General features: G+C 35.8%; 14 protein-coding genes. 7 read left to right on the top strand and 7 right to left on the bottom strand.

Annotation, left to right across the window (positions count from 1 at the left end; genetic code table 11):
* The first annotated feature begins 62 nt into the window (after positions 1-62).
* The 6 genes from DU508_RS04925 to murA all read left to right on the top strand — a co-directional run bounded on the left by DU508_RS04925 (position 63) and on the right by murA (position 5,062).
* A complete protein-coding gene (locus DU508_RS04925) occupies positions 63-665 on the top strand; it encodes a DUF4254 domain-containing protein (RefSeq protein ID WP_115401689.1) in 603 nt (200 codons plus the stop codon).
* A 35-nt stretch (positions 666-700) separates the two neighbouring features.
* Positions 701-1,732, top strand: a complete 1,032-nt coding sequence (locus tag DU508_RS04930; protein ID WP_115401690.1) for a glycosyltransferase family 9 protein — start codon at positions 701-703, stop codon at positions 1,730-1,732.
* A complete protein-coding gene (locus DU508_RS04935; RefSeq protein WP_115401691.1) occupies positions 1,725-2,222 on the top strand; it encodes a SixA phosphatase family protein in 498 nt (165 codons plus the stop codon). The genes DU508_RS04930 and DU508_RS04935 overlap by 8 nt, the downstream gene beginning before the upstream one ends.
* Before the next feature lie 83 nt (positions 2,223-2,305).
* Positions 2,306-2,536, top strand: coding sequence for a hypothetical protein (locus tag DU508_RS04940; RefSeq protein ID WP_115401692.1), 231 nt, complete (start codon positions 2,306-2,308; stop codon positions 2,534-2,536).
* Positions 2,537-2,962: 426 nt separating this feature from the next.
* Positions 2,963-3,640: a DUF4290 domain-containing protein gene (locus tag DU508_RS04950; protein WP_115401694.1), complete on the top strand. Its 678-nt coding sequence runs from the start codon at positions 2,963-2,965 to the stop codon at positions 3,638-3,640.
* A 96-nt stretch (positions 3,641-3,736) separates the two neighbouring features.
* Positions 3,737-5,062, top strand: a complete 1,326-nt coding sequence (gene murA / locus DU508_RS04955) for a UDP-N-acetylglucosamine 1-carboxyvinyltransferase (RefSeq protein ID WP_115401828.1) — start codon at positions 3,737-3,739, stop codon at positions 5,060-5,062.
* 182 nt (positions 5,063-5,244) lie between these two features.
* Here the strand turns inward: murA and DU508_RS04960 are convergent, their stop codons facing one another.
* The 7 genes from DU508_RS04960 to DU508_RS04990 all read right to left on the bottom strand — a co-directional run bounded on the left by DU508_RS04960 (position 5,245) and on the right by DU508_RS04990 (position 11,910).
* On the bottom strand, positions 5,245-6,606 hold the full coding sequence (locus tag DU508_RS04960; RefSeq protein WP_115401695.1) for a pyridoxal-phosphate dependent enzyme: 1,362 nt from the start codon (positions 6,604-6,606) through the stop codon (positions 5,245-5,247).
* Positions 6,607-6,988: 382 nt separating this feature from the next.
* Complete coding sequence (gene dprA / locus DU508_RS04965) at positions 6,989-8,083, bottom strand: DNA-processing protein DprA (RefSeq protein ID WP_115401696.1); 1,095 nt, start codon at positions 8,081-8,083, stop codon at positions 6,989-6,991.
* Between the two features lie 57 nt (positions 8,084-8,140).
* Positions 8,141-8,407: a hypothetical protein gene (locus DU508_RS04970; RefSeq protein WP_115401697.1), complete on the bottom strand. Its 267-nt coding sequence runs from the start codon at positions 8,405-8,407 to the stop codon at positions 8,141-8,143.
* 139 nt (positions 8,408-8,546) lie between these two features.
* On the bottom strand, positions 8,547-10,058 hold the full coding sequence (locus DU508_RS04975; protein ID WP_115401698.1) for a S41 family peptidase: 1,512 nt from the start codon (positions 10,056-10,058) through the stop codon (positions 8,547-8,549).
* A 2-nt stretch (positions 10,059-10,060) separates the two neighbouring features.
* Positions 10,061-10,669: an HAD hydrolase-like protein gene (locus tag DU508_RS04980; RefSeq protein ID WP_115401699.1), complete on the bottom strand. Its 609-nt coding sequence runs from the start codon at positions 10,667-10,669 to the stop codon at positions 10,061-10,063.
* A 2-nt stretch (positions 10,670-10,671) separates the two neighbouring features.
* Positions 10,672-11,151: an ATP-grasp domain-containing protein gene (locus DU508_RS04985; protein WP_115401700.1), complete on the bottom strand. Its 480-nt coding sequence runs from the start codon at positions 11,149-11,151 to the stop codon at positions 10,672-10,674.
* A gap of 108 nt (positions 11,152-11,259) precedes the next feature.
* Positions 11,260-11,910 carry an ABC transporter ATP-binding protein gene (locus tag DU508_RS04990; RefSeq protein ID WP_115401701.1) on the bottom strand — a complete coding sequence of 217 codons (651 nt, stop codon included), beginning with the start codon at positions 11,908-11,910 and terminating at the stop codon, positions 11,260-11,262.
* 263 nt (positions 11,911-12,173) lie between these two features.
* Between DU508_RS04990 and DU508_RS04995 the strand changes: the two genes are divergently transcribed.
* A complete protein-coding gene (locus DU508_RS04995; protein WP_115401702.1) occupies positions 12,174-12,809 on the top strand; it encodes a hypothetical protein in 636 nt (211 codons plus the stop codon).

Below are 12,809 nucleotides of genomic sequence, written 5' to 3' on the forward strand. Positions count from 1 at the left end.
AAGCTGATAATGAAAATCTGCGAATCTGCGGCTACAAAACAAATTATATATAACTTTGCCTCATGATAAGTGAAATTGCCAACCGCATATTTAATCAAGCAATTACCGATTACCACCGATTTGATGAGATAGATCATCCGGTTGAAAACCCATACGATGCTGAAAGTTTAGAGCATCTTTTTTACCTGAAAAACTGGATTGATACGGCACAATGGCACATGGAAGACGTGGTTCGTAATCCACAAATTGACCCTGTTGACGGATTGAGCTGGAAAAGGCGAATTGATGCACAAAACCAGGTTCGTACGGATATGGTAGAGTTTATTGATGGATATTTCTTGAATCTTTATCAGGGAATTTCGGCTTCGCCTGATGCTAAAATTAATACGGAAAGCCCGGCATGGGCAATTGACAGACTATCTATTCTGGCATTAAAAATTTACCACATGCGTGAAGAAGCTGAACGCGAAACGGCATCAGCAGAACACCGTGAACAATGCCAAATCAAACTAAATGTGTTGTTATCGCAACGTGATGATTTATCAACCAGCATTGATGAATTATTGGCAGATATTGAGGCCGGTAAAAAATACATGAAAGTATACAAGCAAATGAAAATGTATAACGACCCGAGTTTGAACCCGGTGTTGTATAATAAGGCTTAAAAAGCAGAAAGGCCAAAGCTGAAAGCAAAAGATCTATGTCATCAACAAAAAAAATCATCGTTTTACGTTTTTCGGCCATGGGCGATGTTGCAATGGTGGCGTCTGTTTTAAAAGAATTTTCGGAGCAAAATCCAAGCATTGATATTATAATGGTAAGTCGTGAGGCTTTTAAACCATTTTTTGATGGAATTGAAAACCTGACTTTTCATGCCATTCAGCCTAAAACCGTTCATAAAGGAATTGATGGCCTGTATAGGCTTTATCAGGAGCTTCGAACATATAAACCAGATGCTATAGCCGATTTGCATGATAATTTACGGAGCAGGGCAATATCAACTTTCTTTCGCTTAACAGGGATTAAAATAAGACGCATTGATAAAGGAAGAGCAGAGAAAAAAGCATTAACAAGATCGAATAACAAAATTTTAAAGCGACTGCGCCAGACTGTTGAACGATATGCAGATGTATTTAGAGAGTTGGGGGTTGATGTTAACCTAAGTCATAAGCTGCAAAAATCTCCTCAGGAAATCCCTGCTAAAGCAAGGATTTTATTTCAGGATCGTTCCGTAAAAAAAATAGGCATCTCTCCTTTTGCGCAACATATTTATAAAGTTTATCCATTAGAAAAAATGGAGAAAGTAATTTCTGAATTAAGTAAGATTGGATATGAGCTTTTAATTTTTGGTGGAGGGAAAACTGAACAAAACATCGCGGAAAACTGGGCTAAGAATTATGTTAATACACATCATTTAATCGGAAACTTTAACCTGGCGGAAGAACTCGCTATTATTTCCAATCTGGATTTAATGTTAAGCATGGATTCTGCCGGAATGCACATGGCTTCATTAATGGGCATCCCTGTGATTTCTGTTTGGGGGCCGACACATCCTTATGCTGGTTTCTTAGGTTATGGACAAGATGAAAATGATTGCATCCAAATTGACCATCCAGCACGGCCAAATTCTATTTATGGAAACAAACCTTGCTTGTGCGGTGTTGAAAGTTGTATGGATTTAATTAAGCCTGAAACGATTATAAATAAAATTAAAGAAAAATTAAATGGCTAAACAGTTATTATTGGTTCGTCACGGAAAATCAGACTGGGGAAATGTAGATTTAAAAGATTTCGACCGCCCACTCAACAAACGCGGCAAAGAAAATGCACCTGAAATGGCAGAACGTTTAGTAAACAGAGGTTTCAAATTCGATTTAATAGTAAGTAGTCCTGCAATGCGAGCCAAATCTACAGCTAAGTATTTTGCGGAGGCTTATGGTGTTAATGAAATTCAATATGAAGAGTCGATTTACGAGGCCAATACAAATGCACTTTTAAAGGTTGTAAATGGCTTGGATGATTCAGCAGATACTGTAATGATGTTTGGACATAATCCTGGCTTTACGGATTTAGCAAATGAATTAAGCGATGCTGATTTATACAACATTCCAACTGCGGGAATGGTATTGATTTCTTTCCCTTTTGATTCATGGAAAATGGTAAGCAGAGGAACTGGGGAATTGGTTTTCTTTGATTATCCGAAGAATAGTGATGAGGTGTAATTTTGCCACGGAAGCACTGAACACACGGAAGATTATTTGAAAATCAAATTTAAGCGTTTGGCTATCTTTACATAGATTAAACCTTGAATAAAATTGTCATTCTGAACGCATTGAAGACCGCGAAGCAGCTACGAAGTAAATCTCAGCCCACAGGTATTGCACTTGGTTTATTACCGACTTTGTTTTTGCGAGAAAACAGTGCTGTTATTAAAGCGTTGTGTTTCATCGCCTGCGGATTCTTCACTGCGTTCAGAATGACAGCTGAATTTTGTCATTCTGAGCATCGTGAAGACCGCGAAGCAGCTACAAAGTAAATCCTTAACCTACAGGTGCTGCACTTGGTTTATTACCGATTTTGTTTTTTGTAAAACTGCAGTATTAAAGTTTTGCGTTTCATCGTCTAAAAATTATTCATTAATAACGTTATTTTCAACTGTACACATGCTTGCTTCTCAGGTCTTCACTGCGTTCAGAAGAAAAGCGCTGGGTTTTGTCATTCTGAGCATCGCGAAGAATCTCTGGCCTACAGGTGCTGTATTTGATTTACTTGAATTTATTTTATTCAAAAAACAAATGAACACCCATTTTCAAAAAAATATAACAAATCAAATATTTTATTATCTTTGAGCATATAAAAACGAAAGTCCGGCAATTGACATTTCGGTGAATTCATAACCTAAACTCTTCTGGTTATTTCATAATTCGTATCGCCGGAAGATTTATCCATTAATTATCTGTATATGAGTTTTGATTATAATACTACGCGCAGCCATTTGATTTTATCAGAATATGGCCGAAACGTTCAAAATATGGTAAAGTATATTTGCGAATTACCAACGATAGAAGAACGTAATAAATATGCCCAGGCGGTTATCGATCTGATGGGTTTTTTGCAGCCACATTTACGCGATGTTGCTGATTTTAAGCATAAGCTTTGGGATCATTTACACATTATTTCCGGCTATCAGATTGATGTTGATAGTCCATATCCTAAACCTTTAATTGAAAATGCTTATATCAAGCCAGCGCCTTTGGCTTATCCTCAACAAAGGATTACTTATAAGCATTACGGCAAAACAGTCGAGAATTTGATTGAAAAAGCCATGCGTGAGGAAAATCCAGAGAATAAAAAAGCAATGGTTCAAGGCATTGCAAACTTTATGAAGATGGCTTATGTTACCTGGAATAAGGATAACGTGAGTGATGATACAATTATTAAGGATTTGAAATATCTTTCTGGTGGATTACTATCGCTTGATGAAGGTGTTAATTTAGCAAAAGTGGAATTCAGAGCACAAAATCCACGTCAAAACAATAATAATAATAACCGCGGCAGAAGCAACAATAATAATAACGGTAAAAACCGTCAGAATAACAACAATAACAATCGACAGCGTAATAACAAACCTAAATATTAATAACCACAACGTCATTCTAAACTTGATTCAGAATCTCACTAAAATAGATACTGAAATAAATTCAGGATGACGAATGAGTTAACAAAAGAAAATTACATGAACGCATTTGAAATAACAGGCGGAATTAAATTAAAAGGCGAAATTACTCCTCAAGGCGCTAAAAATGAAGCACTGCAGATTTTATCGGCTGTATTGCTTACTGAGGAAAAGATTACCATTAGCAACATTCCTGATATTAAGGATGTGAATAAGCTAATTGAATTATTAGGTGATTTAGGTGTAATTGTAGAACGAATTAATAAAGACACTTATTCTTTTGAAGCTAAAAACATCGATTTAAACTTCTTCGAATCTGATACTTTTAAAGCTAAAGGAGGTGGCTTACGCGGTTCGATCATGATTGTTGGTCCACTTTTGGCCCGTTTCGGTAAAGCAGCAATTCCAAAACCAGGTGGCGATAAAATTGGCCGCAGGCGATTGGACACTCATTTTATTGGCTTCGAAAAATTAGGTGCAAAATTCGTTTATGATCATAAAAAAGCCTTCTTTAATGTTGATGCAACTAATTTAAAAGGTGCTTATATTTTGTTGGATGAGGCATCAGTTACCGGAACGGCAAATATTGTGATGGCCGCCGTCTTGGCAAAAGGAACAACTACTATTTATAACGCTGCCTGTGAACCATATTTACAACAACTTTGCAAAATGCTTAACCGCATGGGTGCAAAAATCTCCGGTATAGGTTCAAATTTGTTGACCATTGAAGGTGTTAAAGTTTTAGGCGGAACCGAACATAGAATGTTACCTGATATGATTGAGATTGGCTCTTTCATTGGCATGGCAGCAATGACTGAATCTGAAATCACGATTAAAAATGTTTGTTATGATGAACTCGGTGTGATTCCTGAGGTTTTCAAAAAATTAGGCATTAAGTTAGAACGAAGAGGCGATGACATTTACGTGCCATCACAAAAGCACTATGAAATAGATACTTTCATTGATGGTTCAATTTTAACAATTGCCGATTCTCCATGGCCAGGATTTACTCCAGATTTATTGAGTATTGTTTTGGTTGTGGCAACCCAGGCAAAAGGGAATGTTCTAATCCATCAAAAAATGTTTGAAAGCCGTTTATTCTTCGTAGATAAACTCATTGATATGGGTGCTCAAATCATCCTTTGCGATCCACATCGCGCAACTGTGAATGGTATTGACAAAAAATATAAACTTCGCGGAATTAGTATGACTTCGCCTGATATCAGAGCAGGTGTTTCATTGTTAATCGCAGCTTTATCTGCAGAGGGTAAATCAACTATTTACAACATCGAACAAATTGAACGTGGCTACCAGGATATTGATACACGTTTACGGGCCTTAGGTGCGCAGATTAAGCGGGTAAATGCAGATGCACCAAGCCATTAAAGGTTGAGAAAGCTTAAAGCGAAAAGCATAATGTAAAAACGCCCACGTAAATTCTTACGCGGGCATTTTTTATAGCTCCCCGTCATTGCGAGGTACGAAGCAATCTTAATGCTTTGGTTTTCAAATCTATATTTAATCAGATTGCTTCGGACCTCGCAATGACGATCGTTTTAGTCTTTTACCTATCCTGATATCGCATTTATAATATCGTACTGTGTAATGATCTCAATCTTTCCAGATTCTTCTTCAACCAATACAGCAGAATTCTCTTTATTGATCAGTGATGAAATTTTATCGATTGAAGTATTCAAATCAACGAAGGGAAAAGTGGAAGTCATGATTTCTGAGATTGGTGCAGATTTCAATCCCGGGTTTTCTAATAATGCAGACAGAATATCGCTTTCTGCAATTTTACCAACAATCATTCCATGTTGAGTTACAGGTATTTGAGAAATATTCATCGACTTAATGGTATTAATGGCTTCCAAAACAGTTTTCTGCTCATCAAGAGTTACAATTTCTGCACTTTCTTTTTTAGCCAAAATCGATTTTGCAGTTAATTTTTCATCTTGTAAAAATCCACGTTCACGTAACCAATCTTCATTGTACATTTTCCCCATGTAACGGCTTCCATGATCGTGAAAAATCACTACCACCACATCCTCAGGCTTTAATTTATCTTTTAGCTGAATTAAGCCGCCAATGGCTGCGCCAGCTGAATTACCAACAAAAATGCCTTCCTTACGGGCAATATCACGGGTCATTAACGCAGCATCCTTATCGGTTACCTTTTCAAATAAATCAATCACATCAAAATTCACGTTGGCTGGTAAAAAATCTTCTCCGATTCCTTCTGTGATATAAGGATAAATCTCATCCTTATCAAAAATTCCTGTTTCCTTATATTTTTTGAAAACAGAACCATAAGTATCAATTCCCCAAACCTGAATGTTTGGATTTTTCTCTTTCAAATATTTACCTGCTCCGGAAATCGTTCCGCCTGTACCAACACCTACAACCAGGTGCGTGATTTTGCCCTCGGTTTGTTCCCAAATTTCAGGACCGGTTTGTTCATAATGCGCTTGTGAATTGGCCAAATTATCATATTGATTAGGCTTCCATGAGTTGGGAACTTCACGCTCCAAACGAGATGAAACTGAATAATAAGAGCGTGGGTCTTCAGGTTCAACATTGGTAGGGCAAACAATTACTTCTGCTCCAAAAGCACGTAAAGCATCAACCTTTTCTTTTGATTGTTTATCAGTTGTGGTAAAAATACATTTGTAACCTTTAATAATGGCGGCCATGGCCAAACCCATTCCTGTGTTTCCTGATGTCCCTTCAATAATGGTTCCACCTGGTTTCAGCTTACCACTTTTTTCTGCATCTTCAATCATTTTTACCGCCATGCGGTCTTTAATTGAATTGCCAGGGTTGGTAGTTTCAATTTTCGCGAGAATTGTGCCCGGAACGCCTTTTGTTATCGTGTTTAATTTAACCAATGGTGTATTACCAATGGTTTCTAAAATATTATTGTACCACATGCAACAAAATTAAGCAAAGGCATTAACTATTTTATAAACTATATTTTATTTGAAACATAATTTCGAAAATTGAAATATAATAGAATTTTATTGCATAATCTATAATTATGATAGGCATTATAGATTGATTATTGGGCGAAATGCAATATTGATTTTTGGTTATGTCATGATCATGGTTTAAAAATATGCTTTACCTTTTAGCTACAGATAAACGGATTGTATTAAAACAGATATTTAATTCATTTTTCAAAACTGGGTTGCTTTTCAATCATTTACAATTATGTTTTAACTTGAGGCGGTCGTTACCCTGAATTGGGTTACAAACAACTTTATCATTTAAGGTCTTGTAAATTTAGTTTACGGTTACCTTATCTTATTACCTTTAAGCCAGCTTATAAACTTTGCCAGGCAAGGAAACAATAATACCCTGCATTTCCAAAGTAAGAATAACGATAGCCAGTTTACTTTGCTGAATATTCAATTGAATGCAAAGTTCATCTATAGAAAGCTGACCATTTCGAAGTGCATCAACTACTTTTTGCTCATTTGTGGTTAAGCTAAGGTGTAAAGTAGTTTGTGTTTGTTTCTTTTTCTCTTTCACTTCATCATCCCAACCTAAATAATAAATTAAATCATTGGCATTGTTGATTAATCCAGCTCTGTTTGTTTTGATTAAGAAGTTACAGCCTTCAGAAAATATGTCGTTTGTTCGACCGGGGAAAGCGTAAACATCTTTATTGTATGAATTGGCAATTTCAGCAGTAATTAATGCACCACCTTTTATGGATGCTTCCACAACAATAGTCGCATCAGCAATGCCTGCAATGATTCGGTTCCGCTGAGGGAAGTTTTGCCTATCAGGGTTAGTTAAAGTTGGAAACTCTGAAAGCAATCCTCCGTTGAGCACCATTTTCTGAGCCACTGGTTTATGTATTTGAGGATAGAGCCGATCTAATCCATGCCCTAAAACACCAACTGTGCCCATTTGATTTGTTATACATTCTTTATGTGCCGTAACATCAATTCCGTAAGCTAAGCCACTTACAATTAAAACATCATAGGGGGCCAAAACCTCACAAAGCTGCTTGCAAAGGTTTTTACCATATTCGGTGGCATTTCTTGTTCCAACAATGCTGATGATTCTGGGATGATTCAAATCTGCCGTTCCTTTAAAATATAGTAGAACAGGCGAATCAAAGCAGTTTTTTAAGCGCTTGGGATAATCATCGTCAGAAAAGAAAAGCACCTCAATATCATGTTTATCTACAAATTTAAGTTCCTCTTCAGCTCTTTTTAACGCGTTGGTATTTAAAATAGCTTCAACCGTTTTTTCTCCAATACCAGGAATTTGTAGCAATTGTTTTCGGGTAGCTGAAAAAACATTTTCTGCACTCCCACAATAAGCTAACAGGCTTTTGGCTGTAATCGGACCAATTGATTTGATAAAAGTTAAAGCGATTTTATGAAGCTTACTCATTAATTTTCAGGCTAAAAGGTAAATAAACGCGGGATGATTTATTTACTAGAAGGCAACCTAAAAATCGATATCAATTAAACTTTTAAGTGGGATATGAATATTGTTTTTGAGTTGGATGTACTTTTCTGTTACTGACCAAACCGTAGTATCTACACGTTTTGGGCCGATTGTTGTATTAAAAGTGATCAGGGCCTTAGATTTAAACTCATTGCCAAGCCTTTGCGCTTCATCAAGTTTAGTTTTCAATTCTTCTGTATGATCTTCCTTTGCATTGATGATGTTTAAATAGCCTATATGTTCCTTTTCTACAATTTCTACTGGCATAATATCTCTTTAACGATTAATGTTAAACAAGCTTATCAAATTTTTACAAAAAAAACAACCATTAAACGCCATTTTACGTAAAAATTAAGATAAAAAAAACCGCTGATGGTTATCAGCGGCTATCATAATTAATATATAATTATTTAAACTTCATTTTTCTGGTTTCGATCATTCCTTTAAATTCATGATCTAACTTTTCATTTGCATAATCAATTAATTCTCTTGACACTCCTGATGTGCTGCTTAACGCATTATCTTTCAGGTAAGATGTAAAGGAACCAGTGGCTGAATAGTTTAAGGCCTGAGCCAATAATTTTTCTGAAGTATCGCCAAAATCTTTAGTCAAATCATCCACCACATCTTTATCAACTGGCATACCGTCAAAGTAATCTCCAAAATCTGCCTGGTTTTTGGTTTGGAATTGAGGGATATATAAATCGTTTTTATCAATACGAATAGAGAAGAAACCTACCGGTTTACCGTAAGTCCTTCTTCCAATTAATTTAACATCCATTACGGGTTTTAAGTTATTGATCAGCAATTCACTTGCCGATGCAGTTCCACCTGACACCAGGAAATAGACCCTTGTCAAACTATTTAAGCTTCCTCTCTTGGCAAAAACTTCCTGATTACCTGCTGCCGCCGTTGGCTTGTAAGAATAATCAAAAAACGAATATAACCTGGTTACACCATCAGTACCTTTCGCATAGAACTTCTGGTTTTGCAATATTGTTGCCTGATTATCTTGCATGGTTTTAGTCCAGTACGTAGTATACATTATTTTACCATTTTGAGATGCTGGAGCAATCAGATTTGTAAAAGCTTCTGATGTGGCTACCGATCCTCCCCCATTATAACGTAAATCAACTACAAGTTCTGTAATTCCATCAGTATTGAATTTCTTAAAAGCAGCATCAAGCAGTGGAACAGAATTGGTGGTAAAGCTGTTAAAAACAATATAGCCCACTTTTTTAGCTCCAACTGTATAGGTATTTGAATACAATATCGGATTGATGTTATAACTTCCTCTGGCAATAACCAAATCCTGAGTGGTATGATCCGGTTTTTCAATAGTTAAAGATATAGTTGGATTGTTACCAAAAATACCGTCATTTAAATTATCAATATCTGCCTGACTTGTTCTTGAAGTACCTCTTCCATTAACCCGTATAATCTGATAGCCTCTTACCAAACCTGCCGCTGCAGCCGGAGAGGTAGCATACACATATTTCACACGTAGTAAATTCGAGGCATCATAATCTGCAGAAAAGCCGTAATTTCCGCTCACGCCACCCAGCTGTTCTGCAACTGTTCCGTCATCAATAAATGAATATTTATCTTTTCCTCCTGTACTGGGCAATGCTTTTAACGCAGCTAACACCTGATTATTATTGGCATACTTTCTTGGATTGAATGTATCATAAGATGGCATTCCGACATTCCAAAAATAAGTTTGTTTAGCATACAGAAAGATAGAATCTCTTGTTAAATAATCACGGTTTGTGGTAGGGGTTTGCAGTGTATTTGATTCAACCACCGGCGAAGAATCGGCATCAGGTTCTACGTTGTTTTTTTTACAAGAAGCTAAAAACCCGGCTACTCCAATCAAAAAGCACAAAAAGCTTTTTGGCACATTAACTTTTCTCAACATATTTATTTGTAAATTTCTAGTGACACAATATACGGCAAATTAATTAATCTGGATTGTTGTTCATCAAAATTATTTGCACCAACAACTAACGCATCACTTGAAGATAAATTGTTGTCGTTTAATATGTTCTGAAAAATTTCTGACTTTTGCTGATTAAGTTCATCTGCAAAGTAAACAGTTAAGTATTGCTCCAGCCCATTCCATTCTGTTTGCTTAATCTTGTTCAGCTGTTGCTCCGGATTTCCAGCTGTAACAATAAATATCTTTTTCCGGTCAACAACCAGCGTTTGCATAAATTCCAGCATGTTTTTGAACAATAAAAGCTTTAAAGGCAATCGGGCATTTTGATGCAAAAGCTCAAAGTTATATTTGTACTTATTATCAATTTCAAATGCTGTGGCCGTTTTCTCAAATAAATGATCTGTTCCATTATTTTTAAACTCATTGCGCATAAACTCAAGAATAACCTGAGCATTTTTTTGCTCCGTATATTCTATAAATTGAGCAAACAGATAGTAAACCTGGAGCAGGTAATCTTTTTCCGGATAAAGTACATCATCCAGTTCAAAAATCACGATCTGTTTATCTTTGATTAATTGATGGGCATCCATATTTATATTGTGAATAATTTTAAATCATCGCTTGGAGAATTATAGCCAAATACACCGTTCAGCTCCTCTCCTTGTTTTACAAAAATCTCTGCTCCACTAGAAAAAACACATTCTCCGCGAACAAATACTGCAAAATTCTGAAAAGTATTTTTTTCTTCTAAAATGTATTCAGCAAGAGAATCTGCTGGTGGTGTTAAAACCTGAATACCATACTCATCAAACAAAACGGCTGATTTCGCCAATGGTTCTACCTCAAAAAAGTGTAAGGGTATAATGCAATCAATTGCTTCGGTAATGCAAAAGTTCAGCAAAATATGTGCAATGCTATCTTCGTTTAAAATTCCTAAAGAACTGAAAGCATAATTTTCGGCAACGATTCCGGGCACTTCGCCATAATCTGCCAACAAAACAAAATGAGAGGGAAACGCCTTCATTAATTTTAATGCTTTTGCATTATTCCCACCTGTAATTAATATTTTCAAGCTTTAAATTGTTGTATGGTGAAATTGTTATGTTGTTTAACAATGAATTAAAAATACTCTGATCAAACACGACTATCTTAAAATCTATTAATCTTAAAAATCCTGATCTTATACGATTAATCCATCTTTCATGGTCACTATGCGATCACTCGTTTTTGCTAAATGTTCATTATGTGTTACAATTATAAATGTTTGATGAAAATTATCACGCAGCGTCACAAAAAGTTGATGTAGCGCCGCAGCATTTTCTGAATCCAGATTTCCGGATGGTTCATCGGCCAGAATAATTGATGGACTATTAATTAAAGCCCTTGCAATTGCAACCCTTTGCTGTTCACCTCCTGATAATTGATTTGGCTTATGATTTGCCCGATCTTTTAACCCAAATAAATCCAATAATTCCAAAGCCCTTGTTTCAGCCTGTTTTTTATTGGTTTTAGCGATGAATGCCGGAATACAAATATTTTCCTGAGCACTAAACTCTGGCAATAAATGATGAAATTGAAAAACAAAGCCGATGTTTTGATTACGAAATGCGCTTAACAGTTCTCCACTCAGCTTGCTCACTACCGTTCCCTTCAATTCAACGGAGCCATCATCTGGTTTATCCAATGTACCAAGAATATGCAACAAGGTACTTTTCCCTGCTCCTGAAGGACCAATTATACTCACAATTTCTCCTTTTTGCACTTCAAAATTTACACCTTTTAATATTTGTAGATTTCCGTATGATTTTCTTATTCCAGTGGCTTTTAGCATGGTTCAAATTTAATAAAAAAGCTTAAAGACTAAAGGTAAAAGCCGAAAGGCTAAGAAACTGTTTTAAATTTTAATAAGTGAAATTATTGGTACGCGTTCTCAAGTGCCACTGAGTTGTAAAATCAAAAGTCATTTTTTAAACAGTTTCTAAAGCCAAATATCAGAGCAATCAACAAGCCCGTATAATATTCTAGAGAAAAATTAAAAATAATCTTGGATATTTCATTTTCTTATTTAACTTTGAAAAACAAAGCACTTTTAAAATGAGCAATTCAGAAGAACAACTAAATGCATTAAAAGATATCAGACAGATGATGGATCGTTCATCCAGATTTATATCATTAAGTGGTTTATCAGGCGTTTTTGCGGGTGTTATTGCGCTTATGGGTGCTTATATAGCAAATGATGAAATAGATAAATTCATTAATAAGAGGGGTTACAGTTATGGTGTTGAGGGCGAAATGGATTTAGAATTTAATTTGTTAAAGCTTGGTTTTTTTGTGTTAATCATTGCGTTGGCAGGAGGAATTTTATTTACTTATCGAAAAAGTCAGCGGAACAACCTCCCGATTTGGGATAAAACTTCAAAATCTTTGTTGCTTAATTTATTAATTCCATTGGCTGCAGGCGGTTTATTTATTATTGCTTTACTTTTCAACCATCCTCATACCTATGCTATTATAGCACCTTCCTGCTTAATTTTTTACGGCTTATCTCTAATCAACGCCAGTAAATATACTTATAGTGATATTCGCTATTTAGGCTATTGTGAGATTGTACTTGGGTTAATTTGCATGTTTTATGTTGGATACGGATTAATATTTTGGGCTTTTGGTTTCGGTGTACTTCATATTATTTATGGATTGGTAATGTATTTTAAATACGAGAAAGGCCAGTAA

Origin of the sequence: Pedobacter chinensis, from assembly GCF_003339865.1 — a bacterium.
GTDB classification, from domain to species: domain Bacteria; phylum Bacteroidota; class Bacteroidia; order Sphingobacteriales; family Sphingobacteriaceae; genus Pedobacter; species Pedobacter chinensis.